Raw genomic sequence first — 26,309 nt, 5'->3', positions numbered from 1 at the left:
ATGACCGCCCCGCACCGCACCCAGATCTTCGTCGCCACCCGCTTCTTCGGCGCCGCGAGCCTGTGCGCTTCCATCGACGCCGGCGAGTTCGGCGACCACCGCCGCATCCTTCTGGTGGCGGACAACACGGCCGTGCCCGAAGCGGCCCCCTCGATCACCGACGCCGCCGGCTTCGACGCCCTGCGGCCGCGTTTCCACGAGGTCGTCTCCTACAACGACCTCATCCGGCCCAACCACCCCCGGCACTGGCAGCCGCGCAACTCCGACCTGCACATGCTCCGCCGCCTGTTCCGGTACGACCTGGCCCTGGAGGGGGAGGTCGAACTCGTGGTGGAGTCCGTGCAGGTCCCGCCGGCACGGGCTCTCATGCCGCTCTTCCCCGGCGCTTCCGTCACCGTGTACGCCGACGGCCTGATGAGCTACGGGCCCACCCGCGACACCCTGCCCCTGGAGACGGTCACGGCCGTCGAACGGGTGCTGCACCCGGACCTCGTCCCCGGCCTCTCCCCCCTGTTGCTGAGCGAGTACGGCATCCCCGCCCGCGCCGAGGACGGGCACCGGTTCCGGGCGGTGATGGCCGAGGTCGCCGAGCACGCCGGGGTGCGCCCCGAGCCCGCCGGCGAGTCCACGGCGCTGGTCCTGGGCCAGTACCTCTCCACCCTGGGGTTCCTCACCCCCGAGGAGGAGGCCGAACTGGCGGTGCGCATGGTGCGGGCCTGCGCCCGCGCCGGCTACCGCAGGATCGCCTTCAAGGCCCACCCCGCCAGCGGCGACGGCGCGCACCCCGCCCTGGTCGCGGCGGCGGAGTCGTCGGGGGCTCGCCTGGAGTTCGTCGAGGGCTCCCTGCCCATCGAGGCCTACTACGAGGTGTCGCGGCCCGACCTGGTCGTGAGCTGCTTCTCCACCGCGTTGAGCACCGCCTCCCGGTTCTACGGCATCCCGGTCGCCACCATGGGCACGGACCTCGCCCTGGAGCGGCTCGCCCCGTACGAGAACAGCAACCGGATGCCCGCGACCATCGCGGACGTCACCATGCCCCGGCTGCTCGACTCCGGCGAGATCGCCCCGCCGGCCATCGCCGAGGACCGGTACCGGGAGGAGCTCCTCCCCCTCGTCCGGGCGGTGGGCTACTGCATGCAGGCCGCCGCCTACCCGCACCTGCGGGAGGAGGCGGCCGCGTACCTGCGCGACTACGACGGCGACCTGCTGCGCCACTTCAAGCGCAAGCGCATCGCCGCCCTGGGCCTGACCGCCCCCGGGGTGCGCCCCTCCGCTCAGCCCCGCGAGGCCAGCGTCCCGCGCAGGTTGGCGCGCAGGGCGCGCAGCCTCCTGCGGGCCCGGCCCAGCTGACGCACGGCCGTCGGGGGCAGCGACAGCCGCATCAGGGAGCGCGTGCGCCTGCGCTGCTGCTCGGGGCCCGTCAGCAGGGACCCCCTCCGCGGCAGCTCCCCCCGGCGTGCGGCGGCCACCAGCGCGGTGAGCCGCCGCACCCAGTCGTTCTCGTGGACCGGGTGGAAGTAGTTGGCCCGCAGCCAGCCGCGGTCCACCCGGCGGAACCGGGCGGCGCGCACGTCGTCCAGGGTGCCCAGCACCCCGCTGCCCTCGAACACCAGGTTGATCTGCTCGGCGTTCAGCCCGAAGTCGGTGAGCACCAGCGTCGGCACGTCCAGCGCGAACGCCTCCAGGGCCGCGGTCGAGCTGACCGTCACGAACCCCGCCGCGTCCTCCAGGTACTCCACCATCGGCCCGGTGCGGAACGCGACCGCGTCGGGGCGGACCTCCCCGCGGGCGGCCATGTACCGCCACAGGGCCTCGTAGTGGTACCTCTCCTTGTGGGTCTGCGCCTCGTCCTCGCGGGCCCGGAGCTTGACCACCACCTCCAGGTCGGGGCGCGCCTCGGCGAGCGCGGCCAGCCCCAGCAGCACCTGCTCGCGCTGCCCCTGCTCCGCGGGCACCTTGGCCTGGGAGGCGAACACCACCCGCGGGCGCCCGCCGCCGGCCCGGGGCCGGGGCTCGGGCAGGAACGGCAGGGTCGCCAGGCCGATCCCCCCGGTGGCGCCCAGGCGGGCGCCCAGCTCGGTGAACTCGGCGACCTCCCGGTGGCTGTGCAGCACGAACAGGTCGACCGTCGAGCGGTAGAGCCAGGCGCGCTCGGTGGCGGGCACCGAGATCCCGGGCAGCCCGGAGACCAGCACCGGGCGCCACTCGCCGACCAGCGCGTGGGCGAGGGCGTCCACCACCGGCCCGGTGCAGTTGAGCATGAGCACGTCGGGGCGTTCGCGCAGCAGCCGGTTCCGCAGCTCCAGGGCGCCGCGCACCGGCACCTCGCGGCCCTCCAGCGGGGTCCCGGCGACGGCGGCCCGCACCTGGTCGGCGGACGGGGCGACCGGGGAGCGCACGACCGCCAGGTCGGTGTCCCAGCCCTCGCCGGGCAGGGCGCCCAGCAGGGCCGCCGACCACTTCAGGTAGGAGTCGGAGTCGGCGACCGCCATGACCCTGATCCGTCCGTCCCCGTCACGTTCCACCCGCGTGCTCCTCATCGTTGACCAGGGCGGCGGTCACCGCCAGATCCTCGCGCAGTCCGGGCGAGGCGAGTTCGGTCCACCAGTGTCCGGGGACCGCGTCCGTGCCGATCGACGCGCCGCGCACCAGCAGGCGCAGGGACACCAGCGCGGTGGAGGGCAGCGACCGCACGGCGTACCCCGGCCCCAGTCCGCGCAGCGACAGCTCGACCGGCACCCCGGCGCGCACCAGCCGCGCCCGCGGGTCGGCGGCCAGCAGCTCCAGCACCCGCGGGTCCTCCCGCCGGTGGGGGTGGTAGGCCACCGGCCCCCGCGCGAGCTGCCGCTCCAGCCAGCCCAGGTAGTCGGGCAGCCGGAGCAGGCCGTCGTTGACCAGCGCGGTCCCCAGGACGACCCGCTGCTCGGCGGGGTGGTCGTACTCCGGCAGGGAGCGTAGCAGCGGGAAGTCGTGGCGCATCACCCGGATCCCGGCGGCGGCCGCCGCCTCCCGCAGGTCGCCGGGGAGGGGCAGCATGGTGAAGACGGTGAGGCGGCCCTCCTGGGCGGCGCGGCGCAGGACGCGCGCGGCGGCCGTGCCCAGGGCCAGGCGGGCCGGGGTGCGCCGCACCCGGGCGCGCAGCACCGGCTGGACGGACGGGGCGCTGAGCAGCCGCAGCAGGTGCCACACCGCGAGCCCGTCGTCGACCAGGATGAGGCGGCAGCGGGGGGCGCGCGGCAGCAGCCGCTGCACCTGGCCGGAGAAGGCGTCGCCGATGACCCAGGTGAAGTCGGCGGTGCGGGGGCGGGTGGGGCGGCGGGCGAGCGCCGCCGGCGGGGTCGCGGGGAACAGGCCGCGCAGGGCGGCGTGGACGCCGGGCAGGCCGGCGGCGTCCTGGCGCAGCAGGATGCAGCCCTGGGTGGACAGTCCGTGCGCCGCGTACGCCTCCACGGCGGACAGGAACTGGAGCGGGGATTCCACCCACGCCGACCCGTGCCCTTCGAAGGCCCAGGGTACGTCCGTGGGAAGAGGGTTCACGACGTGGCTTTCTCGGATCAATCAGACACGTGGGTTTCCAGCGTACACAGTGCACATAACGACCACTTCACCGAAGTACGTCCACCCGCCCCTGTTCGGCCACTATGTTCCTGCCATGGTGACGACGACCGGATTACAGTGGGCTCAGGAATCGACCCTGGAGGATTCGATGACCGCCGAGCCGCTCCCCTCCTGGTTCATGCCACCGCCCGGCGGGTGGACCGCCGATGCCATGGACGACCTCCCTCCGGGCGCCCCCCGGATGGAACTCATCGACGGGGCCCTCATCGTGCTCTCCCCCCGGACCGCCTTCCACTCCAAGGTCATGTACCGCCTGGCCCACCTTCTGGAGGAGGCCGTGCCGGAGGGCTTCGACGTCCTCCAGGAGATGACGATGAAGCTCGGGAAGTACCAGCGGCCCGAGCCCGACCTGCTGGTCTACCGCTATGAGGCGACGGCCGAGGAGCACCTGGACTGGACGCGGACCACCCACGTCCCCCCGGAGGACGTGGTCCTGGTCGTGGAGATCGTCTCCCCCGAATCACGGGACCGCGACCGCACCACCAAGCCCCTCAAGTACGCCCAGGCGGGCATCCCCCATTACTGGATCATCGAGCCCGAGGAGAACGGCGCGGCGATCCACGTCCACGAGTTGGACGGCGTCCGGGAGCCCCGGTACGTACCGGTCACCGTCGCCCGGGAGCGCCTCAAGGTCGACGTGCCCTTTTCCCTCGACATCGACGTGCGGGAACTGCTGCGCCGGTGAGCCCCGCTGCGGCGGCGGGTACGGCGGGGTCAGCGGGGGCGGTGGGCGGGGCGGCGGCGCCGGGCGGGCAGGGCGTCGCGGGCCAGGGCCGCGGCGCCGACCAGGCCCGCCTCGTTGCCCAGGGCCGCGGCCACCACACGGGCCTCGGGGCGGTAGCCCCGGCCGGTGAGCCCGCGCTCGAACGCCTCCCGGGCGGGTCCCAGCAGCAGGTCGCCCGCCTCCGAGACACCGCCGCCGATCACGAACAGCTCCGGGTCGAAGGCCGCCGCGAGGTTCGCCAGGCCCGCCCCGAGCCACTGGCCGGCGTCGCGCATCAGCTCCGTGCAGGCGCGGTCGCCCTTGCGGGCCAGCTCGCTCACCAGCGGCCCGGTGATCCGCCGCACGTCGCCCCCCACGGCCTGGTGCAGCGCACGGGCCACCGGGGACTCGGCGGCCACCAGCTCGCGCGCCTCCCGGGTGAGCGCGTTGCCGCTGGCGTACTGCTCCCAGCAGCCCCGGTTGCCGCACTCGCAGCGGTGCCCGCCCGGGACCACCGTCATGTGGCCGAACTCCCCGGCCAGGCCGTACCGGCCGCGGTACAGGCGCCCGTTCAGGACGATCGCCCCGCCGATGCCGGTGCCCAGGTTGACCACGACCACGTCGTCGACCCCCTGGGCGGCGCCCGCGCTCACCTCCGCCCAGGCGGCGGCGTTGGCGTCGTTCTCCACCACCACGGGCAGGCCCAGGCGCGAGGACAGCGACTCCCGCAGCGGCTCCTCGCGCCAGGACAGGTGGGGGGCGAACAGCACGTTCGCGCGGTGCTGGTCCACGAACCCGGCCGCCCCCACGCCCACGGCGCGCACCGGGTGGCCCGAGCGCAGCTCCTCGACCACCGACACGATCGTGTCCTCCACGACCGCCGGGCTCTTGCTGCGCTCGGGCGTCTCGGTCCGGACACGCGCCAGCACCCGACCGCTCGGGGTGACCACACCCGCGGCGACCTTCGTCCCGCCGATGTCCACCCCGACCGTCAGGGCGTGCCCGTACCGCACCCGGTTCATCCGGTCCCCCCGGTCAGCCCAGCGCCGAACGCACCACCCCGGCGAGGTGCTCGGCGACCGCGGTCGCCTGCTCCTGCTCCGGGGCCTCCACCATGACGCGGACCTTGGGCTCGGTGCCGCTGGGCCGGATCAGGACCCGGCCGGTCCCGCCCAGCTCCTTCTCGGCCTCGCGCACCGCGGCCCACAGCTCCTCGGAATCGGCGGCACGGGACTTGTCCACGTCGGGGACGTTGATGAGCACCTGCGGCAGGCGGGTCATCACCTTGGCCAGCTCCGCCAGCCCCTGCCCGCGGTGCGCCATGGCGGCCAGCAGGTGCAGGCCGGTGAGCACCCCGTCGCCGGTGGTGGCGTGGTCCAGCAGGATGACGTGCCCGGACTGCTCCCCGCCCAGGGAGAACCCGCCGCGCTTCATCTCCTCCAGCACGTAGCGGTCGCCCACCGCGGTCTCCGCCACGGCGATGCCCTCGCGCTCCATGGCCAGCTTCAGGCCGAGGTTGGACATGACCGTCACCACGAGGGTGTCCCCGGCCAGGCGGCCCGCCTCCTTGGCCTCGGAGGCCAGGATCGCGAGGATGTGGTCGCCGTCGACCACGTTGCCCCCGGCGTCCACGGCCAGGCAGCGGTCGGCGTCGCCGTCGTTGGCGATGCCCGCGTCGGCGCCGTGCAGCCGCACCGCCTCCTGGAGCGCCTCCAGGTGGGTCGAGCCGCACCCCTCGTTGATGTTGTGGCCGTCGGGCGCGTCGCCGATGGCGATGACCTCGGCGCCCGCCCGGCGCAGCGCCTCGGGGGCCACCAGCGAGGACGCGCCGTGGGCGCAGTCCACCACGACCTTGAGCCCGGCCAGGGAGTGCGGGACCGAGGCCAGCACGTGACCGATGTAGCGCTCGGCGCCGTCGGCGGCGTCGGTGACCCGGCCCACGGCCGTGCCCACGGCCGGGGTCGAGGGCACGTCCAGCAGGCCCTCGATCTCGTCCTCCAGCGCGTCCTCCAGCTTGTGGCCGCCCCGGGCGAAGAACTTGATGCCGTTGTCCGGCGCCGGGTTGTGGCTCGCCGAGAGCATCACGCCGAAGTCGGCGTCGAGGTCACCGGTGAGGAAGGCCACCGCCGGCGTGGGCAGCACCCCCACCCGGACCACGTCCACACCCGTGCTGGCCAGCCCGGCCACCACCGCGGCCTCCAGGAACTCGCCGGAGGCGCGCGGGTCGCGGCCCACGACGGCTTTGGGGCGCCGCCCCTCGACCCTCGGCGCGAGCACCCGCGCCGCCGCGATGGACAACTCCAGAGCGAGCGTGGCGGTCAGGTCCCGCCCGGCGACCCCGCGTACACCATCCGTACCGAACAGCCGTCCCAAGGCGACAGCCCCCTTCAGAAGTGGCGCCGCGTCCGGCGCCGAGAAGATCAGTGTGACCGACAAGCCACGCGAAAAGGAAAGACCCGTACGACGCCCCCGAGTGTCGGGGACGGCGTACGGGTCGGAGCTCAGCCGAGCGCGAGCCGGCGCATGAGCCTTAGCGCTTGGAGAACTGCGGCGCCTTGCGGGCCTTCTTGAGACCGGCCTTCTTGCGCTCCACCTCGCGGGCGTCGCGGGTCAGGAAACCGGCCTTCTTGAGGGTCGGGCGGTTGTTCTCCGGGTCCAGGGACGCCAGCGCACGGGCGATGCCGTGGCGCAGGGCGCCTGCCTGGCCGCTGGGGCCGCCGCCGCTCATCCGGGCGAAGACGTCGTAGGCGCCCTCGAACCCGAGCGAGACGAAGGGCTCCTTGATGGTCTGCTGGTGGACCTTGTCCGGGAAGTAGACCTCGAGCGGCTTGCCGTTGATCTTCCACTCACCCGCGCCGGGCGTGATGCGCACGCGGGCGATGGCCGTCTTGCGGCGGCCGGTGCCGGCGCTGGGGCCGGACGCGGTCGGCACGTAGGCGGCGACCGTCTCCTCGGACTCGCTCGTGTACTCGGAGGGGAACTCCTCCGGGTTCTCGGCGTACTCCTGCTCGATGTCTTCGATACCGGTGGGCTCGACCACGGTTCTCCTCGTGTTCTCTGTGAAGTCTCGCGAACGCCTAGGCGGGCTGCTCGATCTTGGTGATTTCGAACGGGACCGGCTGCTGGGCCTGGTGCGGGTGCTCCGGACCGGAGTACACCTTCAGCTTCTTGGCCATCTGGCGGCCGAGGGAGCCCTTGGGCAGCATGCCCTTGACGGCCTTCTCGACGGCCCGCTCGGGGTTCTTCTCCAGCAGCTCGGCGTAGCCGACGGAACGCAGACCGCCGGGGTAGCCGGAGTGCCGGTAGGCCCGCTTCTGCTCCAGCTTCTTGCCGGTCAGGGCGACCTTGTCGGCGTTCACGACGATCACGAAGTCGCCGGTGTCGATGTGGGGCGCGTAGTACGCCTTGTGCTTGCCCCGGAGGAGCGTGGCAACCTGGCTCGCCATACGCCCGAGCACGAGATCGGTGGCGTCGATGACGTGCCACTGACGCTGAACATCGTTTGGTTTGGGGCTGTAGGTGCGCACGATCGTTTGCCTTCGCTCTTCAGTCGGCTGCCCCATCCCCCTGGTTCGGGATGGTGGACTCGTATTACGAAACACACCCGCGGGCGCGGGGCGTTTGGACCGGACGTCCCGTGCCACATCGTCAGGACGATCCGGTGGTGAGTGCGCAGACGATGGTGCGTGGATCGGCACCGGGATCAGTGGATGTCCCGGGGCCCACGGCAACTCAAACGCACGACGGAATATCCTACTGGCCACCGTCGCGCAGGTCAAAGCCAGCGGTTGGGGCAGACCGGCAGGACCACGCTCGGCGGGGAAAGCGCCGGCACGGGGTCACATCCGTGACCTCTCCGCCTTTCATTATGCCCGTTGCGCGGAGTGCTTCGTCCTTTCCGCGCCCGGGTGTTGGTTACCCTTGCACCGAAAGGCCGGTCTCCGCCCGGAACGACGGGCGCCGACGAGATGCCCGTCACCCCGGCGCGCCAGCGGAAAAACCGCGGGCACGGGCTTTGGTCAAGTCCCATCCCCAACGCCTCCGGAGACTCCCATCAGTACCCATCCGAACCCGCCGCAGTACGGTCCCGACGGGCCGGAGCCCGGTGACGGCCAAGACCTGCTCGGTTCCGCCCCCGCACACCCCCAGTACCCCTCCGCTCCCCGGGCACCGCAGGCGCAGCCGCCGCAGCCCTCTCAGGGAGGACAGCCCCTCCCCGGGCACGGCGCCCCCTCCGGGCCGCAGGCGCCGGGCGCCCCATTCGCCCCGAGCGGGCCGCACCCGGCCTACCCGGGGCACCGGCCCCCCTCCGGGCCGCAGACGCCTCAGGCGCCGACGCAGGGCCCCTCCGGAGCCCTCGGCGCTCCCTCGGGCCCGCAGGCGCCGCAGAGCCCGTACACCCGGCCCGCGGGCACCCCGCCGACCGGACAGTACCAGGGCGCGCCCCTCCCCCCGGCCCAGAACCCTCCCGGCGCGCCGATGCCGCCCACCCAGACGCAGGGCGGAGCCCTCCCGCTCACCCAGACGCAGGGCGGGCCGGTCCCGGGCGGACCGCTGCCTCCCAACCAGACCCAGGGCGGCCCGGTCCCGGGCGCGCCCCTGCCGCCCCCGCCGAACCACGGCGGACCGGCCCAGGGCGGACCGCCGCCCAACCAGACGCAGGGCGGCGCTCTGCCTCCCACCCACGCCCAGGGCGGGCCGCCGCCCGCGGTCCAGAACCCGCCGGGCGCGCCGGTGGGGCCGGGCGCCCGGCCCCCGGTGCCGCACGCCCCCCACCCGCAGGCGCAGCTCCCCCAGGCCCCGCAGGCGCCGTACGCCGCGCCGACCGGCGGCCAGCCGTCCATGGCCCCGCGCCCGCCGGGCACCGGCCCGCAGGCCCCCCAGGCCCCCGGTCCCCACGCGCAGCAGGGGCCCGTGCCCGGCCAACTGCCGCCCGCCCCGTACGCCGCCCCGACCGGCGGCCGGCCCCCGATGGCGCCGGCGCCCGGCGCGCCGATGGGCCCGCCCCCCGGCACGGTGCCCCCCGGCCCGCCCGCGCCCGAGCCGGTGTTCCCGCCCGACGCCATGGGCGCCACCCAGCAGATCTCCGCCGTCCCGGCGGGCCGGGGCGACAACCGGCCGCTCTTCCGCGACGAGGTCCCCGAGGACGCCGGCGCGGACACCGCCCAGTTCGACGTCCGGGCCGTCGACGACTACGACGACTACGAGGGCGGGTACGACGACTACGGCCCCTACGACGACGGGGCCGCCAAGCGCCGCAAGGCCCTGATGATCGGCGGGTTCGCCGTCGCCCTCGTGCTCGTCGGCGGCGGGACCTTCTACTTCGCCAGCGGCGGCCTGGGCGGCTCCTCCGGCAACGCCACCACCGTCTCCAGCGAGGACGACGACCCGGGGGCGCTGGCCGCCGAGACCCTCTTCCCCGAGACCCTGGAGATCGAGGGCCAGGGCTCGTTCTCCCGGGTGGCCGTGGACGAGACCGAGGACTGCGCCGCCGGCGCCCACGGCGACTACGGCACCGTGCTCGCCGACAACGGCTGCCGCCAGCTGGTCCGCGCCTCCTACCTGAGCGAGGACGAGGGGCAGGCCGTCACCGTCGGCGTCGCCGCGATGGCCGACGCCGAGAGCGCCGCCACCGCCCTGGACGCCCAGAACCTGAACGACGCCCAGTGGTTCGCCGGGCTGGCCGGCGAGGAGGGCTCCCCCGCCGAGCGCCTGGGGCACGCGGGCGGCCACGGCAGCGGCGGCCAGTGGGGCCGGTACCTGCTCTTCTCCCTGGCCACCAACAGCGACGGGGGCGAAGAGGGCGCCGAGGACCTGGCCCCGGTCAGCGAGGGCTTCCTGGAGACGGCCTACGACCGGCTGTCCGAGGACCGCGGCTGACCCGCACCGCCGAAGCCGAAGGGGACGTCCGAGCGGACGTCCCCTTCGTGTTCTTCCCGGGCGCCCCCTGAGGGGCGCCAGGCCGGCGGCGCCCCCTACCGGCAGGGCAGCTCGCGGACGCGGCGGGTGGCGGAGGCGCGGGCGGCCAGCTCCTCGTCGGCCGGGTAGCGCACCTCCTCCAGGCTCAGCCCCTGCGGGCCGACCACGTGCACGGCCGGGTCCCGCACCGCGGCGCCCAGCACCCGGGCGGGCCAGTCGACCGGGCGGCGGCCGTCGCCCACCGCGAGCAGGCAGCCCACCAGGGCGCGGACCATGTTGTGGCAGAACGCGTCCGCCTGGATCGTGCCGTGGAGCAGGTGCGGGCCCACCCGCTCCCACTCCAGGCGCAGCAGCTCGCGGATGGTCGTGGCCCCCTCCCGCTTCTTGCAGAACGCCGCGAAGTCGTGCTCCCCCCGCAGCCGCTCGGCCGCCGCGTTCATGCGGTCCGCGTCCAGCGGGTTCTTGTGCCACAGCACGTCCCGGCGCAGCAGCGGGTCCACCCCGTAGGGCGCGTCGCTCACCCGGTACAGGTAGCGGCGGAACAGCGGGGAGAAGCGCGCGTCGAACCCGGGCGGGGCCGGACGGGCGGCGGACACCCGCACGTCGGGCGGCAGCACGCCGGCCAGCCGGCGCAGCACCCGCTCCCCCTCGCGCTCCCACGTCCCCGCGGGCACGTCGGCCTGGGCCACCTGGCCGCGGGCGTGCACCCCGGCGTCGGTGCGCCCGGCGCAGGTCAGCGACACCTGGGGCAGGCGCAGCACCCGGGCCAGGGCGGACTCCAGCTCGCCCTGGACGGTGCGCCGGTTCGGCTGTACCGCCCACCCGGAGAAGTCCGTGCCGTCATAGGCCACGTCGAACCGGATCCGGATCGCCGGCTCCGGCACCTCGTTCATCTCGTCCGTCACATCGGTCCCATCGACACCTCGGAAAACACGAGTGCCCGACCCCTGCGGGATCGGGCACTCGTCCGGTCGGTGTGCACCCGGGATGCGCCCGTGTGCCTCACACCCGACCTACTTGCTCTCGGAGTTCTCCTCGGCCGGGGCCTCGGCGGCCTCGGTGGCCTCCGCGCTCTCCTCGGCCTTGGTCTCCTCGACCTGGGCCTCCTCGGCCTTGGTCTCCTCGACCGGCTCGGCCGGGGCAGCGGCGGCGGCCGGCTTGGCGGCCAGCGCCTCGACCAGCTCGATGACCGCCATCGGGGCGTTGTCGCCCTTGCGCGGACCGACCTTGGTGATACGGGTGTAACCACCGGGGCGGTTCTCGTAGCGCGGGCCGATCTCGGTGAAGAGCTCGTGCACCACGGACTTGTCCGTGATCTTGGTCAGCACCTGGCGGCGGGCGTGCAGGTCACCGCGCTTGCCGAGGGTGATGAGCTTCTCGGCGTAGGGGCGCAGGCGCTTGGCCTTGGCCTCAGTGGTGCGGATGCGGCCGTGCTGGAACAGCGAGGTGGCGAGGTTCGCCAGGATGTGCCGCTCGTGAGCGGGCCCGGAACCCAGACGGGCGCCCTTGGTAGGCGTGGGCATGGTGTCGTTCTCCTAGTGATGCGGTCCACGGCCGCACTCGGCCGGGGACCATGGGGCGACGAAGGTCAGTACTGCTCCGTCTCGACGAAGGACTCGCCCTCGTCGTCATCGGAGCCGAAGGAGTCGGCCGCGGTGCCGGGGTCGAATCCGGGCGGGGAGTCCTTCAGCGACAGGCCCATGTCGACGAGCTTCTGCTTCACCTCGTCGATGGACTTGGCACCGAAGTTGCGGATGTCCAACAGGTCCTGCTCGGAGCGGGCAACCAGCTCACCGACGCTGTGGATGCCCTCACGCTTGAGGCAGTTGTAGGACCGGACCGTGAGGTTGAGGTCCTCGATCGGCAGCGCCAGGTCGGCCGCCAGGGCGGCGTCCGTCGGCGACGGGCCCATGTCGATGCCCTCGGCGTCGACGTTGAGCTCGCGGGCCAGACCGAACAGCTCCACCAGCGTCTTACCGGCGCTCGCCACGGCGTCACGGGGACGGATGGCGGGCTTGGTCTCGATGTCGACGATCAGGCGGTCGAAGTCGGTGCGCTGCTCGACTCGGGTGGCCTCGACCTTGTAGGTCACACGCAGGACCGGCGAGTAGATGGAGTCGATCGGGATCCGACCGATCTCCTGCCCGGCCTGCTTGTTCTGCGTCGCCGAGACGTAGCCGCGGCCGCGCTCGACCGTCAGCTCCATCTCCAGCTTGCCCTTGCCGTTGAGCGTGGCGATGTGCAGGTCGGGGTTGTGCACCTCGACACCGGCCGGCGGAGCGATGTCCGCGGCGGTCACCACACCCGGGCCCTGCTTGCGCAGGTACATCAGCACCGGCTCGTCGTGCTCGGAGCTGACGACCAGGCCCTTGAGGTTGAGGATCATCTCCGTGACGTCCTCCTTGACACCGGGCACGGTGGTGAACTCGTGCTCGACGCCCTCGATCCGGATGCTGGTGACGGCCGCACCCGGGATGGAGGACAGGAGGGTCCTGCGCAGAGAGTTTCCGATGGTGTAGCCGAAGCCCGGCTCCAGCGGCTCGATGACGAACTTCGAGCGCAGGTCCGAGAGCGGCTCCTCGGTCAGCGTGGGACGCTGTGCGATCAGCATGGTCCGTGTTTCCCTTCCACATGGCCGCCCGCTATTTGACGGCCACCGACGGGCACCGGCGAGGTGCCCGCATTCCCACTCGGATTCCTACCCGTCCCGCGCGGTCCCGGAGCGTCTCCGGGGCCGGCGCGGGTTCAAGCGCGGCGGGGCGCCCGCGTGGATAGGACCGCGGGCGCCACGGCCGGGATCAGACCCGGCGGCGCTTGGGCGGACGGCAGCCGTTGTGCGGCACCGGGGTGACGTCCTGGATCGAGCCGACCTCCAGCCCGGTCGCCTGCAGCGAGCGGATGGCGGTCTCGCGGCCCGAGCCCGGCCCCTTCACGAAGACGTCCACCTTGCGGACGCCGTGCTCCTGCGCGCGGCGGGCGGCGGCCTCGGCGGCCATCTGCGCGGCGTAGGGGGTCGACTTGCGCGAACCCTTGAAGCCCACCTGGCCGGAGCTGGCCCACGAGATCACGGCACCGGTCGGGTCCGTGATGCTCACGATCGTGTTGTTGAACGTGCTCTTGATGTGAGCGTGTCCGTGGACAATGTTCTTCTTTTCCTTGCGGCGCACCTTGCGCGCGGCACCCTGACGGCCCTTAGGCGGCATGAGCGAAACTCCCAGAGATCATCGGTCCGTTGTTGTCTCGGACGCGGTCGAAAGGTCCGAGCGGACTACTTCTTACCGGCCTTCTTCTTACCGGCCACGGTCTTCTTCTTGCCCTTGCGGGTGCGCGCGTTGGTCTGGGTGCGCTGGCCGCGGACCGGGAGGCCACGGCGGTGGCGGATGCCCTGGTAGCTGCCGATCTCCATCTTGCGACGGATGTCGGCCTGCACCTCGCGGCGCAGGTCACCCTCGACCTGGTAGTTCGCGCCGATCCACTCGCGCAGCTTGACCAGGTCCTCTTCGGACAGCTGGTACACGCGGGTGTTGCCGTCGACACCGGTTTCCTTCAGGGTCTCGAGCGCGCGGGTGCGGCCGATCCCGAAGATGTACGTGAGAGCGATCTCCACCCGCTTGTCGCGGGGAAGGTCGACGCCTTCAATACGTGCCATGTGGGCGAAACTCCATCCATGCCTTCGCGGAGGTCTGACCCGCTCCACCCTCTCGTCGCCCAATCGACGAGGCCCCGGCCTCCGACCGGGGGTTCTCCCCGGGCCGGCCGCGTCGCGCGGCGCCCGGAGATCGGAACAGGTTGTTCGTTGTGTGATGCGGTCCCGCACCGGGGGCACTCCCCCGATCGGGTCCTGCGGCGTGAAGCCGCGGCCGGCGGGCCGGGGTGGTTAACCCTGGCGCTGCTTGTGCCGCGGGTCCGCGCAGATGACCATGATCCGACGGTTGCGACGGATCACGCGGCACTTCGCGCAGATCTTCTTGACGCTCGGCTTGACCTTCATGGTGACTCCGAACTCGGAGCCGTCCCGGCCGTGGGGCCCGGACGGTCTACTTGTAGCGGTAAACGATGCGCCCGCGCGTGAGGTCGTACGGGCTCAACTCCACGACGACGCGGTCGTCGGGGAGAATGCGGATGTAGTTCATCCGCATCTTGCCGCTGATGTGGGCAAGGACCTGGTGCCCGTTGTCGAGCTCTACCTTGAACATCGCGTTGGGTAGGGACTCGACAACGGAGCCCTCGATCTCGATGGCGCCGTCTTTCTTGGCCATGTCCTCCACGCCTCGCTCATCAACTGGTCGATCATGACAACCCGACGCGACCCCGGTGTCCCTTCACACGACGCGAAGGCACCGACGACGGGGAGACCCGCGTCGCCGACACCGAGGACACTGGAAGATCGGGCCAACTGCAAGAGCGGTACGTCACTGGAAGGACGTGGTGCGAAGAAGGCAGACTGACCCAACAGCCCGCGTATGGGCAATGACAGTCTATCCCCTCGGGGCAACCACTCCGGACCGCGACCCGTACCGCCCCCGGCCACAACGCCGCGGCCTGCCGTTCTCTTCCCGGCCCGTGCCCCCTCGGGCCCCGCTCCGCCCCGGCCCGCGCCCGGCGGGGCTACTCCCCGATCTCGTCCCGGCGGCCGCGGCCGGTGGCCAGGACGCCGACGGTGACGACGGACATCACGATCCCCCAGGGTCCCAGGACCCACAGGAACCACGGGTAGTCGTAGTCCGTGGTGAGGTAGAGGATGAACCAGATCACGAAGCACAGGACGTTGACCCCGGCGTAGAGCATCCAGGGCACCATCAGCGCCGGGTCGCGCAGGGTCAGGACCGGAGGGGCCGCCCCCTCCTCCCGGCGCGGCGCGGCGCCGCGGACCTCCGCGAGGTCGCGTTCGGGCAGGTCCTGGGTGACCACCTCGAGCTCGTCCACGGTCCGCGCCTTGTAGGCGCGGCCCAGGCGCTCGGTGAACTCCTCGTGGTCCAGCCGCCCCTGCGCGAAGTGCTCCTGGAGGAGCTGCGCGACGCGGTCGCGGTCGGCATCGGACGTACGGGTCGACGGAACCGGGTCGGACACTGCGCGCACCTCGCATCCCGTGAGTGCTGCCGTCCCCCGCGCCGGGCGGCGGGAGCCGGGCCCGGCCTACCAGGCGGGCTGGACGAATCCCATTCGAGAGATCTTATCCCGGTCCGACTCGCGGGCGGTGAGCACGAGCGGGCCGTCCGCGGTGATCGCGACCGAGTGCTCGAAGTGCGCGGCGCGTCTGCCGTCCCGGGTCACCACCGTCCAGCCGTCGTCCAGCTGGAGGACGTCGTGGCGGCCCAGGGTGGTCATCGGCTCGATGGCCAGGCACATGCCCTCGACGAGCTTGAGGCCCTTGCCCCGGCGCCCGTGGTTGAGGACGTGCGGCTCCATGTGCATCTCGGTGCCGATGCCGTGGCCGCCGTACTCGCGGACGTTGCCGTAGCCGCCGTTGGCGGAGATGTAGTGGTCGATCGCGTGGCCGATGTCGCCCAGGCGCTTGCCGGGCCGCAGCTCGGCGATGCCCCGCCACATCGACTCCTCGCAGACCTCCATCATCCGCAGGTCCTCGGGGCGGGCCTCGCCGACCGCGACGGTGATCGCCGAGTCGCCGTGCCAGCCCTCCAGGACGGCCCCGCAGTCGATGGAGATGATGTCGCCCTCGGCCAGCACCCGGTCGGCGCCGGGGATGCCGTGGACGACCTCTTCGTTGACGGACGCGCAGATGGAGCCGGGGAACCCGTGGTAGCCCTTGAACGAGGGGGTCGCGCCGGCGTCGCGGATGACCTTCTCCGCCAGCGCGTCCAGTTCGAGGGTGGACACCCCGGGCCGCACCGCGGCCCGGAGTGTGTCCAGGGCGCGGGCCACGACCCGGCCCGCCTCCCTCATCAGGGCGATCTGCTCCGGCGTCTTGATCTGCACGCCGTTCGCCTTGCCGAACATCAGGACCCGGCCCCGGCCTTGCCCTCGATGGCGGCCATGGCCCGGCCGGTCACCTCGGCCACGGGACCCGTGGCCGCGATGGTGGCCAGCAGGCCCTCCTTCTCGTAGTACTCCACGAGCGGGGCGGTCTGCTCCCGGTAGACCTTCAGCCGGTGGCGGATGGTCTCCTCGCGGTCGTCCTCGCGCTGGTACAGCTCGGCACCGTCGTCGTCACAGCGCCCCTCGGTCTCGGGGGCGTCGTACTCGACGTGGTAGACCCGGCCGCACTGCGGACAGGAGCGGCGGCCCGAGAGCCGGCGCACGACCTCGTCCTCGTCGACCCTCAGTTCCAGGACGACGTCGAGCCGGGTGTCGAGGTCGCGGAGCATGCCCTTGAGCGTCTCCGCCTGGGGGACGTTGCGGGGGAACCCGTCGAGCAGGAAGCCCCCGGCCGCGTCGTCCTGGGCGAGCCGGTCCTTGACCATGGCGTTGGTGACCTCGTCGGGGACGAGGTCACCCCGGTCCATGTACTCCTTGGCCTTCTTACCGAGTTCCGTGCCACCGCTGACGTTGGCCCGGAAGATGTCGCCTGTGGACACCTTCGGGATCGACAGCTCGGCCGCGAGGATCTGGGCCTGGGTGCCCTTGCCGGCCCCAGGCGGCCCCACCAATACAGCACGCATTTATCGCAGAAAACCTTCGTAGTTCCTCTGCTGGAGGTGACTCTCGATCTGCTTCACCGTGTCCAGCCCGACACCGACCATGATCAGGATGCTCGTACCGCCGAACGGGAAGTTGGCGCTGGCGGCGCCGGTGGCGCCCAGGGCGACCATCGGCAGCAGAGCGATCACACCCAGGTACAGAGAGCCGGGAGTCGTCAGCCGGGTGAGCACGAAGTCGAGATACTCGGCGGTCGGACGCCCTGGTCGGATACCCGGGATGAAACCACCGTACTTCTTCATGTTGTCGGCGACCTCAGTGGGGTTGAAGGTAATCGCGACGTAGAAGAACGCGAAACCGACGATCATCACGAAGAAGGTCACCATGTACACGGGGTGTGTACCGGTGAGGAAGTACGTGGAGATGAAGTTCACCACGCGGTTGTCCGAGTCCTGGCCCAGGAGGCCGACCAGGAGCTGCGGGAGGTACAGCAGCGAGGAGGCGAAGATCACGGGGATGATGCCCGCCTGGTTCACCTTGAGGGGGATGTAGGTCGAGCTGCCCCCGTACATCCGGCGGCCCACCATGCGCTTGGCGTACTGGACCGGGATGCGGCGCTGGGCCTGCTCCATGAACACCACGGCCGCGATCAGGGCCAGGCCCGCGATGCAGATGACCGTGAAGATCCAGACCGAGCGCTCCTGGTAGAGGCTCATGATCGAGGCGGGGAACATCGCGACGACCTGGGTGAAGATCAGCAGCGACATACCGTTGCCCACGCCGCGCTCGGTGATGAGCTCGCCGAACCACATGATGATGCAGGTACCGGCGGTCATCACGAAGACGATGGTCACCAGGGTGAGGATGTCCTGGTTGGGCATGTAGGAGCTGACCGGGATGGCCCCCTGGAACAGGGCGCCCGTCCGGGCCATGGCGACGATGCTGGTGGCCTGCAGGACCGCGAGCATCAGCGTCAGGTAGCGGGTGTACTGGGTGATCTTGCTCTGCCCGGCCTGGCCCTCCTTCTTGAGGGCCTCCAGGCGGGGGATGACCACCGTCAGCAGGTTGATGATGATGCTCGCGGTGATGTAGGGCATCACACCGAGCGCGAACACCGCCAGTTGCAGGAGGGCGCCACCACTGAACAGGTTGACGAGCGCGTACACACCGGACTGGTCGCCCGCCGTGATGATCTCCATCTGGTCGCGGATCGCGGCCGAGTCGATACCCGGCGCGGGGATCACCGAACCCAGACGGAACAGCGTCAGGATGAACAGTGTGAACAGCAACTTGTTACGCAGGTCGGGCGTGCGGAATGCACGAACGAACGCACCTAGCACGTCTCCTCCTGCGCGGCTTCGGCGGCGGAACGGATTCCAGACATCGCGGCCGATCCTGAATCGTCGTTGAACGGCAGCCCCGGGCGGTGGCCCGGTGCTCGGAAGTACTCACACTACGTCAAGCGGTGAGGTCAAACAGATGGCACTGTAACAGCCATCACCGTGCTGTTGAGTTCGCGAGTCATAACGATCAACACTCACAAGCACGCGGGGCGCCCGCCGGCCCGATCGTTCTCCGACCGGCCCGGGCGGGCGCCCCAGTGTGCGCATGCGGGGTTGACCCCTACAGCTCGGTGACGGTGCCACCGGCCGCGGTGATCTTCTCCTTCGCCGAGGCGGAGAACGCGTCAGCGCTCACCTGCACGGCGACGGTGATCTCACCGGTGCCCAGCACCTTGACGAGCTCGTTCTTGCGAACGGCGCCCTTGGCCACCAGCGTGGCCACGGTGACCTCGCCGCCCTCCGGGAACAGCTCGCTCAGCTTGTCCAGGTTGACGACCTGGTAGGTCTTCTTGAACCTGGCGTTGCTGAAGCCCTTGAGCTTGGGCACCCGGCGGATGAGGGGCATCTGCCCGCCCTCGAAGCCGGGGCGGACGGTGTTACGAGCCTTGGTGCCCTTGGTGCCGCGACCGGCGGTCTTGCCCTTGGACGCCTCGCCGCGACCCTTGCGGATCTTGGCCTTGTTGGCGCCCGGGGCGGGCCGCAGGTGGTGCAGCTTGAGCAGCTCGTCGGGGTTGTAGTCGCTCATTCCGCGACCTCCTCGACAGTGACCAGGTGCGAGACGATCATGAGCTGGCCGCGCACCTCGGGACGGTCCTCACGGACGGTGGACTTGCCGATCCGGCCCAGGCCCAGCGACTGCAGAGCAGCGTGCTGCTTCTTCTTGCCGCCGATCTTGGAACGGGTCTGCGTGATCTTGAGCTTGGCCATGGTCAGGCTCCTGCCTTCGCCTCAGCACGAGCGCGCAGCATGGCGGCCGGGGCGACGTCCTCGATCGGCAGGCCACGGCGGGCGGCGATCTCCTCGGGCTGGTTGAGCCCCTTGAGCGCGGCGACCGTGGCGTGCACGATGTTCAGCGGGTTGGACGACCCGAGCGACTTGCTCAGGATGTCGTGGATGCCGGCGCACTCCAGGACGGCGCGCACGGGGCCGCCGGCGATGACACCGGTACCCGGGGCGGCCGGACGGAGCAGGACGACGCCGGCGGCGGCCTCACCCTGGACCCGGTGCGTGATCGTGCCCTGGATGCGGGGGACGCGGAAGAAGTTCTTCTTCGCCTCCTCGACACCCTTGGCGATCGCGGCCGGGACCTCCTTGGCCTTGCCGTAACCCACACCGACCATGCCGTTGCCGTCGCCGACGACGACCAGGGCGGTGAAGGAGAAGCGACGGCCGCCCTTGACGACCTTCGCGACCCGGTTGATGGTCACGACCTTCTCGATGTAGGAGACACCCTTGTCTGCGGCGCCGCCGCGGCGATCGTCACGGCGATCACGCCGCTCGCCACCGGCGCCGCGCCGCGGTGCTGCAGCCATCAGTGGTTCCTCTTCTCGTGGTTGTTCTCAGCCTTTACAGAGGTCATACGCCTAGAACTCCAGCCCGCCCTCGCGCGCCGCGTCGGCGAGCTTGGCGATCCGGCCGGCGTACTGGAACCCGCCGCGGTCGAAGACCACGGTGGTGACGCCGGCGGCCTTCGCACGCTCCGCGATGAGGCGGCCGACCTGCGCGGACTTGTCCGACTTGGTGCCCTCGAAGGAGCGCAGGTCCGTCTCGACGCTGGAGGCCGCGACCAGGGTGTGACCCTTGGTGTCGTCGATGACCTGGGCGACGATGTGCTTGGAGGAGCGGAACACGGCCAGGCGCGGACGCTCGGCGGTGCCGAAGATCTTCTTGCGGACGCGGAACTGGCGGCGCGCACGCGAGGTCGCGCGCTTGGCGGTCCGCTTGCGGGCCACGGTGATACCCATGCCTACTTACCAGCCTTTCCGGCCTTGCGGCGGATGTGCTCACCCTGGTACCGCACGCCCTTGGCCTTGTACGGGTCGGGCTTGCGCAGACTGCGGATGTTCGCCGCGACCTGACCCACGAGCTGCTTGTCGATGCCCTCCACGTGGAGGAGCGTGGGCTTCTCGACGCGGAAGGTGATGCCCTCCGGGGGCTCCACCACGACCGGGTGGCTGTAGCCCAGCGAGAACTCCAGGTTGGAGCCGCGGGCCTGGACGCGGTAACCGACGCCGTGGATCTCCAGGGTCTTGGCGTACCCCTTGGAGACACCCTCGACCAGGTTCGCCAGCAGCGCACGGGTCAGCCCGTGCAGCGAGCGGTTCTCCGGCTTGTCGTCCGGGCGGGACACCGTGACGACGCCTTCGGCGTCCTTCGCGACGGTGATCGGCTCGGCGACGGTGTGCTTGAGTTCGCCCTTCGGCCCCTTGACAGTGACGTCTTGCCCGTTAATCGTGACTTCGACGCCCTTGGGGGCCGAGATCGGCAGTCGACCGATACGCGACATGCTTCAATCTCTCCCTGGTTACCAGACGTAGGCGAGGACTTCGCCGCCAACGCCGTTCTTCTTGGCCTGCTTGTCGGTCATCAGGCCGCCGGACGTCGAAATGATCGCCACGCCGAGGCCCCCGAGGACCCGGGGCAGGTTCTCCTTCTTGGCGTACACCCGCAGACCGGGCTTGGAGACCCGTCGGATGCCCGCGATCGAACGCTCCCGGGTGGGGCCGTACTTCAGGTCCAGGACGAGGTTCTTGCCCACCTGGGCGTCCTCGCTCCGCCAGCCCTGAATGAAGCCCTCCTGCTGGAGGATCTCGGCGATGTGCGCCTTGATCTTGGAATACGGCATGGCCACGGTGTCGTGGTAAGCCGAATTCGCGTTACGCAGACGCGTCAACATGTCTGCGATCGGGTCGGTCATTGTCATGGCCGACTGGCCCTTCCTCACCGCGGTTTCCGTGTGCGGGTCTTTCCAGAACCCGTTCCCCGCGTGAACCCGCGGGGACGCACGACCGGACCTTCGGCGTGGTCGTGGGCACCGCCGTCCCTCCCGGGACTGCCGTGCCCTGATTGGTTGAGATCATGCCGTTCCGCCCGTGAGGGGGCGGACACTTTGTGAGACGCCGTGCGGCGCCTCGGTGGGGCCGAGCTCCGCGCACACCATCCGAGGGGGACGGGCGCGGGTCGGCCCCGCCGGGGACTACCAGCTCGACTTGGTGATACCGGGCAGCTCGCCCCGGTGGGCCATCTCGCGGAAGCAGATACGGCACAGGCCGAACTTCCGGAAGACGGCGCGCGGGCGACCGCACCGCGAGCATCGAGTATACGCGCGAACGCCGAACTTCGGCTTCCGCTGCGACTTGGCGATCAGAGCCTTCTTAGCCATCTGTGCTTACCCCTCAGGCTTCCTTGAACGGGAAACCGAGCCGCTTGAGCAGGCTGCGGCCCTGGTCGTCGTTGATCGCGCTGGTGACGACGGTGATGTCCATCCCACGCACGCGGTCGACCTTGTCCGGGTCCACCTCGTGGAACATGACCTGCTCGGTCAGACCGAAGGTGTAGTTGCCGTTCCCGTCGAACTGCTTGGGGGAAAGGCCGCGGAAGTCCCGGATCCGGGGCAGCGCCAGGGAGAGCAGCCGGTCGAGGAACTCCCACATCCGGTCGCCGCGCAGCGTGACGCTGGCGCCGATCGGCTGGCCCTCGCGCAGCTTGAACTGCGCGATGGAGTTCTTCGCCCGGTTGATCCGCGGCTTCTGCCCGGTGATCGCCGACAGGTCGGCGATCGCGCCCTGGATGAGCTTGGCGTCACGCGCCGCCTCGCCGACACCCATGTTGACCACGATCTTCGTCAGACCGGGGACCTGCATGATGTTGGTGATGCCGTGCTCGTCCTTGAGGGCCGGAACGATCTCGTTCCGGTACTTCTCCTTGAGCCGCGGCATCGGCGGGGCCGTGATGTCGTTGGTAACCGTCATCAGATGTCCTTACCGGTGCGGCGGGAGACCCGAACCTTGGTTCCGTCTTCCTCGAAGCGGTAGCCCACCCGGGCGGCCTTGCCGTCTTCCACGAGCGCGACGTTGCTCACGTGGATCGGGGCCTCCTTGGTGACGACCTCGCCCTGCTGGCCGCCCGCCGGGTTGGCCTTCCTGTGCTTCTTGACCAGGTTGACGCCCTCGACGACGACACGGTCCTCCTTGGGCAGGGCCTTGACGACCTTGCCCGTGGCACCCTTGTCCTTGCCGGCGATGACGATGACCTCGTCGCCAGATTTGATCTTCATCGCCTACAGCACCTCCGGCGCAAGCGAAATGATGCGCATGTACTTCTTGTCCCGCAGCTCGCGGCCCACCGGGCCGAAGATACGGGTGCCTCGCGGGTCCCCACCGTCCTTGATGAGCACGGCAGCGTTCTCATCGAAGCGGATGTAGGAGCCGTCGGGCCGGCGGCGCTCCTTGACGGTGCGCACGACAACGGCCTTGACGACGTCGCCCTTCTTGACTCCAGCGCCAGGCAGGGCGTCCTTCACCGTGGCGACGATCGTGTCGCCGATCCCGGCGTAGCGCCGACCCGAGCCACCGAGAACACGGATGGTGAGAATCTCCTTCGCACCCGTGTTGTCGGCGACCTTGAGTCGCGACTCCTGCTGAATCACGTCTGCTCCTGATGTGATGCGTGCGGTCCACTGCCGCACGGCTAGGTGGTCTGCACCCCTCGCGCCGGCGGCCGACAACGGGTGTCGGCCGCCGACAGGCTGGGGTTACTTAGCCTTCTCCAGGATCTCCACGACGCGCCAACGCTTCGTCGCAGAGAGCGGCCGCGTCTCCATGACCCGGACGCGGTCGCCGACGCCGCAGGAGTTCGCCTCGTCGTGCGCCTTGTACTTGGTCGTACGGCGGATGACCTTGCCGTAAAGGGCGTGCTTCACACGGTCCTCGACCTCGACGACGACGGTCTTGTCCATCTTGTCGCTGACGACGTAGCCCTCGCGCACCTTGCGGTAGCTGCGAGCCTCGGTCTGGTTCTCACTCATTCGGCTGCTTCCTTCGACTCCTGCGCCGACTCACCAGACAGCGGGGCGATACCCAGCTCGTGCTCGCGCAGGATCGTGTAGATCCGCGCGATCTCGCGCTTGACGGTGCGCAGTCGGCTGTGGTTGTCGAGCTGACCGGTCGCGGCCTGGAAGCGGAGGTTGAAGAGCTCGGCCTTGGCTTCCTTCAGCTTCTCGGCCAGGTCCTCGACGGACTGGTCGCGGAGCTCCTGGGCAGTCACGGACTTGGCCATCACTCCCCCTCCCGCTTAACGAACTTGCACTTCATCGGGAGCTTGTGCATGGCACGGCGCATCGCCTCCTTGGCGATGTCCTCGGGCACGCCCGACAGCTCGAACATCACACGACCGGGCTTGACCGGCGCGACCCACCACTCCGGGGAACCCTTACCGGAACCCATACGGACCTCGGCGGGCTTCTTCGTCAGCGGGCGGTCCGGGAAGATGTTGATCCAGACCTTGCCGCCACGCTTGATGTGACGCGTCATGGCGATACGAGCGGACTCGATCTGCCGGTTGGTCACGTAAGCCGACTCCAGAGCCTGGATGCCGAACTCACCGAAGTTGACGGTCGTGCCGCCCTTGGCCTTGCCGCGCAGGTCCGGGTGGTGCTGCTTGCGGTACTTGACCTTACGAGGAATAAGCACTGGTCAGCTCCCCTCGGACTGAGCGGACTCGGCCGGGGCCTTGGCCTCGGCGTTCTGCGGCTGACCGCCACCGGCGGCACCGCCGCGACGGCGGCGCTGCGGGCGCTCGCGGCGCTGACCGCCGCCGCCACCGCCACCGCCGGCGGAGCGCTGCGCGGCCTGGGCCGCCTCGCGCTCGGCGCGGGTGGCCGGAGCGTCACCCTTGTAGATCCAGACCTTCACACCGATGCGGCCGAAGGTCGTACGGGCCTCGAAGAAGCCGTAGTCGATGTCGGCGCGCAGGGTGTGCAGCGGCACGCGGCCCTCGCGGTAGAACTCCGAGCGGGACATCTCGGCCCCGCCCAGACGGCCACCGCACTGGATCCGGATGCCCTTGGCACCGGACTTGATCGCGCTCTGCATGGCCTTGCGCATCGCGCGGCGGAAGGCCACGCGGCTGCTCAGCTGCTCGGCGACGCCCTGGGCGACCAGCTGCGCGTCGATCTCCGGGTTCTTGACCTCGAAGACGTTCAGCTGGACCTGCTTGGAGGTCAGCTTCTCGAGGTCGGTCCGGATGCGGTCGGCCTCCACGCCGCGGCGGCCGATGACGATGCCCGGCCGGGCGGTGTAGACGTCGACGCGGACGCGGTCGCGGGTGCGCTCGATCTCGACCTTGGAGATGCCGGCGCGCTCCATGCCGCGGGTCAGCATGCGGCGGATCGCGACGTCTTCCTTGACGTAGTCCTTGTAGGACTTGTCGGCGTACCAGCGGCTCTTGAAGTCGGTGGTGACGCCGAGGCGGAACCCGTGCGGGTTAACCTTCTGCCCCACTATCGGGTCCTTTCCTTGGTCTTGGACGAGGCGCCCGAGCGCTCGGCGACGACCACGGTGATGTGGCTCGTACGCTTCGTGACTCGGAAGGCCCGGCCGAAGCCACGGGGTCGAATGCGCTTCAGGGTCGGACCCTCGTCCACCCAGGCGCCCTCGACGACCAGCGACTCGCGGTCCAGCTTGTCGTTGTGCTCAGCGTTGGCGATGGCACTGGCCAGTACCTTGCCAACAGGCTCGCTCGCCGACTGGGGCGCGAACCGGAGCACCGCCTGTGCCTCGTCAGCGGGCAACCCGCGAATAAGGTCCACCACCCGGCGGGCCTTTCGGGGCGTAACACGGACGAACCGTGCCTGTGCCCTCGTTCCCATCGCTTTTCCCTCGCTCACGGAAATTCATCTCCACTCACCGTGGAGAACGTGGTTCTTACTGCCTGTTGCAACCGACTAACGGCGGCTACGGCGGTCTTCCTTGACGTGGCTGCGGAAAGTACGCGTGGGAGCGAACTCGCCGAGCTTGTGGCCGACCATGGACTCGGACACGAACACGGGGACGTGCTTGCGACCGTCGTGGACGGCGATGGTGTGGCCGATCATCTCGGGGATGATCATGGACCGACGGGACCACGTCTTGATGACGTTCTTGGTGTTGGCCTCGTTCTGCGACTCCACCTTCTTGAGAAGGTGGTCGTCGACGAACGGGCCCTTCTTCAGGCTACGTGGCATCAGACGTGCTCCTTACCGCTTCTTCTTGCCGCTGCGCCGACGCCGAACGATCAGCTTGTCGCTGGCCTTGTTCTTGGCCCGGGTCCGGCCTTCCTTCTTGCCCCACGGGCTGACCGGGTGGCGACCACCGGAGGTCTTGCCCTCACCACCACCGTGCGGGTGGTCGACGGGGTTCATGACCACACCGCGGACGGTCGGGCGCTTGCCCTTCCACCGCGAGCGGCCGGCCTTGCCCCAGTTGATGTTGGACTGCTCGGCGTTGCCCACCTGGCCGACGGTCGCGCGGCAGGAGATCTCGACCATGCGCATCTCGCCGGAGGGCATACGCAGCGTGGCGTAGCGCCCCTCCTTGGCCAGGAGCTGGATCTGAGTACCCGCGGAGCGGCCCAGCTTGGCCCCGCCACCCGGCTTCAGCTCGACCGCGTGCACGAACGTACCCGTGGGGATGTTGCGCAGCGGGAGGCAGTTGCCCGGCTTGATGTCGGACTGCGGGCCGTTCTCGACGCGGTCGCCCTGCTTGAGGCCGGCGGGCGCGAGAATGTAGCGCTTCTCACCGTCCACGTAGTGGAGGAGGGCGATGCGCGCGGTGCGGTTCGGGTCGTACTCGATGTGAGCGACCTTGGCCGGCACGCCGTCCTTGTCGTGACGACGGAAGTCGATCACGCGGTAGGCGCGCTTGTGGCCGCCACCCTGGTGACGGGCGGTGATCCGGCCGTGGCCGTTGCGACCGCCCTTGGAGTGGAGCGGACGGACCAGGGACTTCTCCGGCTCCGAGCGCGTGATCTCGACGAAGTCGCTCACGCTGGAACCGCGACGACCCGGCGTCGTCGGCTTGTACTTACGAATGCCCATCTTCTTCGTGCATTCCTTTACGTGTTACTGGTGTGGAGCGGTCAGGCGGGGACTG

Annotated in this window: 37 protein-coding genes; 3 read left to right on the top strand and 34 right to left on the bottom strand. The window is 70.6% G+C overall.

Going from position 1 to position 26,309, the window contains the following annotated elements; genetic code table 11:
- Positions 1 to 1,350 carry a polysialyltransferase family glycosyltransferase gene (locus ACFVNO_RS13390; RefSeq protein WP_378892244.1) on the top strand — a complete coding sequence of 450 codons (1,350 nt, stop codon included), beginning with the start codon at positions 1 to 3 and terminating at the stop codon, positions 1,348 to 1,350.
- On the opposite strand, the gene ACFVNO_RS13385 is transcribed toward ACFVNO_RS13390, so the two are convergent.
- The gene (locus ACFVNO_RS13385; protein WP_355262688.1) at positions 1,275 to 2,525 is read right to left on the bottom strand and encodes a DUF6716 putative glycosyltransferase; all 1,251 of its coding nucleotides are present in this window, start codon (positions 2,523 to 2,525) and stop codon (positions 1,275 to 1,277) included. The genes ACFVNO_RS13390 and ACFVNO_RS13385 overlap by 76 nt on opposite strands.
- Positions 2,515 to 3,537, bottom strand: coding sequence for a hypothetical protein (locus ACFVNO_RS13380; RefSeq protein WP_378892241.1), 1,023 nt, complete (start codon positions 3,535 to 3,537; stop codon positions 2,515 to 2,517). The genes ACFVNO_RS13385 and ACFVNO_RS13380 overlap by 11 nt, the downstream gene beginning before the upstream one ends.
- Positions 3,538 to 3,706: 169 nt before the next feature.
- Here ACFVNO_RS13380 and ACFVNO_RS13375 point away from each other — a divergent pair, with 169 nt between their 5' ends.
- Entirely contained in the window at positions 3,707 to 4,303 is a 597-nt protein-coding gene (locus ACFVNO_RS13375; RefSeq protein WP_355262949.1) for a Uma2 family endonuclease, read from the top strand.
- Positions 4,304 to 4,332: 29 nt separating this feature from the next.
- On the opposite strand, the gene ACFVNO_RS13370 is transcribed toward ACFVNO_RS13375, so the two are convergent.
- The 4 genes from ACFVNO_RS13370 to rplM all read right to left on the bottom strand — a co-directional run bounded on the left by ACFVNO_RS13370 (position 4,333) and on the right by rplM (position 7,848).
- On the bottom strand, positions 4,333 to 5,343 hold the full coding sequence (locus ACFVNO_RS13370; protein WP_220563375.1) for an ROK family glucokinase: 1,011 nt from the start codon (positions 5,341 to 5,343) through the stop codon (positions 4,333 to 4,335).
- 13 nt (positions 5,344 to 5,356) lie between these two features.
- Complete coding sequence (glmM, locus tag ACFVNO_RS13365) at positions 5,357 to 6,694, bottom strand: phosphoglucosamine mutase (protein WP_355262694.1); 1,338 nt, start codon at positions 6,692 to 6,694, stop codon at positions 5,357 to 5,359.
- Positions 6,695 to 6,851: 157 nt separating this feature from the next.
- A complete protein-coding gene (rpsI, locus tag ACFVNO_RS13360) occupies positions 6,852 to 7,361 on the bottom strand; it encodes a 30S ribosomal protein S9 (protein WP_220563377.1) in 510 nt (169 codons plus the stop codon).
- A 37-nt stretch (positions 7,362 to 7,398) separates the two neighbouring features.
- The gene (gene rplM, locus ACFVNO_RS13355) at positions 7,399 to 7,848 is read right to left on the bottom strand and encodes a 50S ribosomal protein L13 (RefSeq protein WP_220563378.1); all 450 of its coding nucleotides are present in this window, start codon (positions 7,846 to 7,848) and stop codon (positions 7,399 to 7,401) included.
- 952 nt (positions 7,849 to 8,800) lie between these two features.
- Between rplM and ACFVNO_RS13350 the strand changes: the two genes are divergently transcribed.
- The gene (locus ACFVNO_RS13350) at positions 8,801 to 10,201 is read left to right on the top strand and encodes a hypothetical protein (protein WP_378892235.1); all 1,401 of its coding nucleotides are present in this window, start codon (positions 8,801 to 8,803) and stop codon (positions 10,199 to 10,201) included.
- Positions 10,202 to 10,296: 95 nt separating this feature from the next.
- On the opposite strand, the gene truA is transcribed toward ACFVNO_RS13350, so the two are convergent.
- From truA to rplB, 28 genes are all read right to left on the bottom strand, one after another.
- Positions 10,297 to 11,133 (bottom strand): tRNA pseudouridine(38-40) synthase TruA, encoded by an 837-nt coding sequence (gene truA, locus ACFVNO_RS13345; RefSeq protein WP_355262952.1) that lies wholly within the window; start codon positions 11,131 to 11,133, stop codon positions 10,297 to 10,299.
- 120 nt (positions 11,134 to 11,253) lie between these two features.
- On the bottom strand, positions 11,254 to 11,763 hold the full coding sequence (gene rplQ, locus ACFVNO_RS13340) for a 50S ribosomal protein L17 (protein ID WP_355262701.1): 510 nt from the start codon (positions 11,761 to 11,763) through the stop codon (positions 11,254 to 11,256).
- A gap of 65 nt (positions 11,764 to 11,828) precedes the next feature.
- On the bottom strand, positions 11,829 to 12,851 hold the full coding sequence (locus ACFVNO_RS13335) for a DNA-directed RNA polymerase subunit alpha (protein ID WP_220563380.1): 1,023 nt from the start codon (positions 12,849 to 12,851) through the stop codon (positions 11,829 to 11,831).
- A 187-nt stretch (positions 12,852 to 13,038) separates the two neighbouring features.
- A complete protein-coding gene (gene rpsK / locus ACFVNO_RS13330) occupies positions 13,039 to 13,443 on the bottom strand; it encodes a 30S ribosomal protein S11 (RefSeq protein WP_013156138.1) in 405 nt (134 codons plus the stop codon).
- A 65-nt stretch (positions 13,444 to 13,508) separates the two neighbouring features.
- Positions 13,509 to 13,889 (bottom strand): 30S ribosomal protein S13, encoded by a 381-nt coding sequence (gene rpsM / locus ACFVNO_RS13325; RefSeq protein ID WP_220563381.1) that lies wholly within the window; start codon positions 13,887 to 13,889, stop codon positions 13,509 to 13,511.
- Between the two features lie 228 nt (positions 13,890 to 14,117).
- Positions 14,118 to 14,231 (bottom strand): 50S ribosomal protein L36, encoded by a 114-nt coding sequence (gene rpmJ, locus ACFVNO_RS13320; RefSeq protein WP_073382354.1) that lies wholly within the window; start codon positions 14,229 to 14,231, stop codon positions 14,118 to 14,120.
- A 46-nt stretch (positions 14,232 to 14,277) separates the two neighbouring features.
- Positions 14,278 to 14,499, bottom strand: coding sequence for a translation initiation factor IF-1 (infA, locus tag ACFVNO_RS13315; RefSeq protein WP_013156135.1), 222 nt, complete (start codon positions 14,497 to 14,499; stop codon positions 14,278 to 14,280).
- Positions 14,500 to 14,848: 349 nt separating this feature from the next.
- The gene (locus ACFVNO_RS13310; RefSeq protein ID WP_355262706.1) at positions 14,849 to 15,310 is read right to left on the bottom strand and encodes a DUF1707 domain-containing protein; all 462 of its coding nucleotides are present in this window, start codon (positions 15,308 to 15,310) and stop codon (positions 14,849 to 14,851) included.
- Positions 15,311 to 15,376: 66 nt separating this feature from the next.
- On the bottom strand, positions 15,377 to 16,198 hold the full coding sequence (gene map / locus ACFVNO_RS13305) for a type I methionyl aminopeptidase (RefSeq protein ID WP_220563383.1): 822 nt from the start codon (positions 16,196 to 16,198) through the stop codon (positions 15,377 to 15,379).
- Positions 16,198 to 16,860, bottom strand: a complete 663-nt coding sequence (locus ACFVNO_RS13300) for an adenylate kinase (RefSeq protein ID WP_355262712.1) — start codon at positions 16,858 to 16,860, stop codon at positions 16,198 to 16,200. Before ACFVNO_RS13300 ends, map begins: the two co-directional genes overlap by 1 nt.
- Positions 16,861 to 18,177 carry a preprotein translocase subunit SecY gene (secY, locus tag ACFVNO_RS13295; protein ID WP_220563385.1) on the bottom strand — a complete coding sequence of 439 codons (1,317 nt, stop codon included), beginning with the start codon at positions 18,175 to 18,177 and terminating at the stop codon, positions 16,861 to 16,863.
- Positions 18,178 to 18,460: 283 nt separating this feature from the next.
- The gene (gene rplO / locus ACFVNO_RS13290; protein WP_220563386.1) at positions 18,461 to 18,925 is read right to left on the bottom strand and encodes a 50S ribosomal protein L15; all 465 of its coding nucleotides are present in this window, start codon (positions 18,923 to 18,925) and stop codon (positions 18,461 to 18,463) included.
- Positions 18,922 to 19,107, bottom strand: a complete 186-nt coding sequence (gene rpmD, locus ACFVNO_RS13285) for a 50S ribosomal protein L30 (protein ID WP_220563387.1) — start codon at positions 19,105 to 19,107, stop codon at positions 18,922 to 18,924. Before rpmD ends, rplO begins: the two co-directional genes overlap by 4 nt.
- Positions 19,108 to 19,109: 2 nt before the next feature.
- Positions 19,110 to 19,712, bottom strand: coding sequence for a 30S ribosomal protein S5 (rpsE, locus tag ACFVNO_RS13280; RefSeq protein WP_073382340.1), 603 nt, complete (start codon positions 19,710 to 19,712; stop codon positions 19,110 to 19,112).
- A gap of 51 nt (positions 19,713 to 19,763) precedes the next feature.
- A complete protein-coding gene (gene rplR / locus ACFVNO_RS13275) occupies positions 19,764 to 20,144 on the bottom strand; it encodes a 50S ribosomal protein L18 (protein ID WP_220563388.1) in 381 nt (126 codons plus the stop codon).
- Positions 20,145 to 20,146: 2 nt separating this feature from the next.
- Complete coding sequence (gene rplF, locus ACFVNO_RS13270) at positions 20,147 to 20,686, bottom strand: 50S ribosomal protein L6 (RefSeq protein ID WP_220563389.1); 540 nt, start codon at positions 20,684 to 20,686, stop codon at positions 20,147 to 20,149.
- An 18-nt stretch (positions 20,687 to 20,704) separates the two neighbouring features.
- On the bottom strand, positions 20,705 to 21,103 hold the full coding sequence (gene rpsH, locus ACFVNO_RS13265) for a 30S ribosomal protein S8 (protein ID WP_220563390.1): 399 nt from the start codon (positions 21,101 to 21,103) through the stop codon (positions 20,705 to 20,707).
- Between the two features lie 273 nt (positions 21,104 to 21,376).
- Complete coding sequence (locus tag ACFVNO_RS13260; protein ID WP_073382333.1) at positions 21,377 to 21,562, bottom strand: type Z 30S ribosomal protein S14; 186 nt, start codon at positions 21,560 to 21,562, stop codon at positions 21,377 to 21,379.
- A gap of 13 nt (positions 21,563 to 21,575) precedes the next feature.
- Positions 21,576 to 22,151: a 50S ribosomal protein L5 gene (rplE, locus tag ACFVNO_RS13255; RefSeq protein WP_220563392.1), complete on the bottom strand. Its 576-nt coding sequence runs from the start codon at positions 22,149 to 22,151 to the stop codon at positions 21,576 to 21,578.
- Positions 22,151 to 22,456 (bottom strand): 50S ribosomal protein L24, encoded by a 306-nt coding sequence (gene rplX / locus ACFVNO_RS13250; protein WP_220563393.1) that lies wholly within the window; start codon positions 22,454 to 22,456, stop codon positions 22,151 to 22,153. Before rplX ends, rplE begins: the two co-directional genes overlap by 1 nt.
- Positions 22,457 to 22,459: 3 nt before the next feature.
- Positions 22,460 to 22,828 carry a 50S ribosomal protein L14 gene (gene rplN, locus ACFVNO_RS13245; protein ID WP_013156121.1) on the bottom strand — a complete coding sequence of 123 codons (369 nt, stop codon included), beginning with the start codon at positions 22,826 to 22,828 and terminating at the stop codon, positions 22,460 to 22,462.
- Positions 22,829 to 22,933: 105 nt separating this feature from the next.
- Entirely contained in the window at positions 22,934 to 23,206 is a 273-nt protein-coding gene (gene rpsQ, locus ACFVNO_RS13240; protein WP_220563394.1) for a 30S ribosomal protein S17, read from the bottom strand.
- Positions 23,203 to 23,457: a 50S ribosomal protein L29 gene (rpmC, locus tag ACFVNO_RS13235; RefSeq protein WP_073382437.1), complete on the bottom strand. Its 255-nt coding sequence runs from the start codon at positions 23,455 to 23,457 to the stop codon at positions 23,203 to 23,205. The genes rpsQ and rpmC overlap by 4 nt, the downstream gene beginning before the upstream one ends.
- On the bottom strand, positions 23,457 to 23,870 hold the full coding sequence (gene rplP, locus ACFVNO_RS13230; protein ID WP_220563395.1) for a 50S ribosomal protein L16: 414 nt from the start codon (positions 23,868 to 23,870) through the stop codon (positions 23,457 to 23,459). Before rplP ends, rpmC begins: the two co-directional genes overlap by 1 nt.
- 3 nt (positions 23,871 to 23,873) lie before the next feature.
- On the bottom strand, positions 23,874 to 24,680 hold the full coding sequence (gene rpsC / locus ACFVNO_RS13225) for a 30S ribosomal protein S3 (RefSeq protein ID WP_220563396.1): 807 nt from the start codon (positions 24,678 to 24,680) through the stop codon (positions 23,874 to 23,876).
- Complete coding sequence (gene rplV / locus ACFVNO_RS13220) at positions 24,680 to 25,048, bottom strand: 50S ribosomal protein L22 (protein WP_073382319.1); 369 nt, start codon at positions 25,046 to 25,048, stop codon at positions 24,680 to 24,682. Before rplV ends, rpsC begins: the two co-directional genes overlap by 1 nt.
- A 75-nt stretch (positions 25,049 to 25,123) precedes the next feature.
- The gene (rpsS, locus tag ACFVNO_RS13215) at positions 25,124 to 25,402 is read right to left on the bottom strand and encodes a 30S ribosomal protein S19 (protein WP_220563397.1); all 279 of its coding nucleotides are present in this window, start codon (positions 25,400 to 25,402) and stop codon (positions 25,124 to 25,126) included.
- 12 nt (positions 25,403 to 25,414) lie between these two features.
- Positions 25,415 to 26,254, bottom strand: a complete 840-nt coding sequence (rplB, locus tag ACFVNO_RS13210) for a 50S ribosomal protein L2 (protein ID WP_073382314.1) — start codon at positions 26,252 to 26,254, stop codon at positions 25,415 to 25,417.
- Positions 26,255 to 26,309 lie beyond the last annotated feature (55 nt).

The organism is Nocardiopsis sp. NPDC057823, from assembly GCF_042797335.1.
Classification (GTDB): Bacteria; Actinomycetota; Actinomycetes; order Streptosporangiales; family Streptosporangiaceae; genus Nocardiopsis; species Nocardiopsis changdeensis.
Note: the sequence above shows the minus strand (reverse complement) of the source record. Positions and strands in the feature narration are given on the sequence as shown.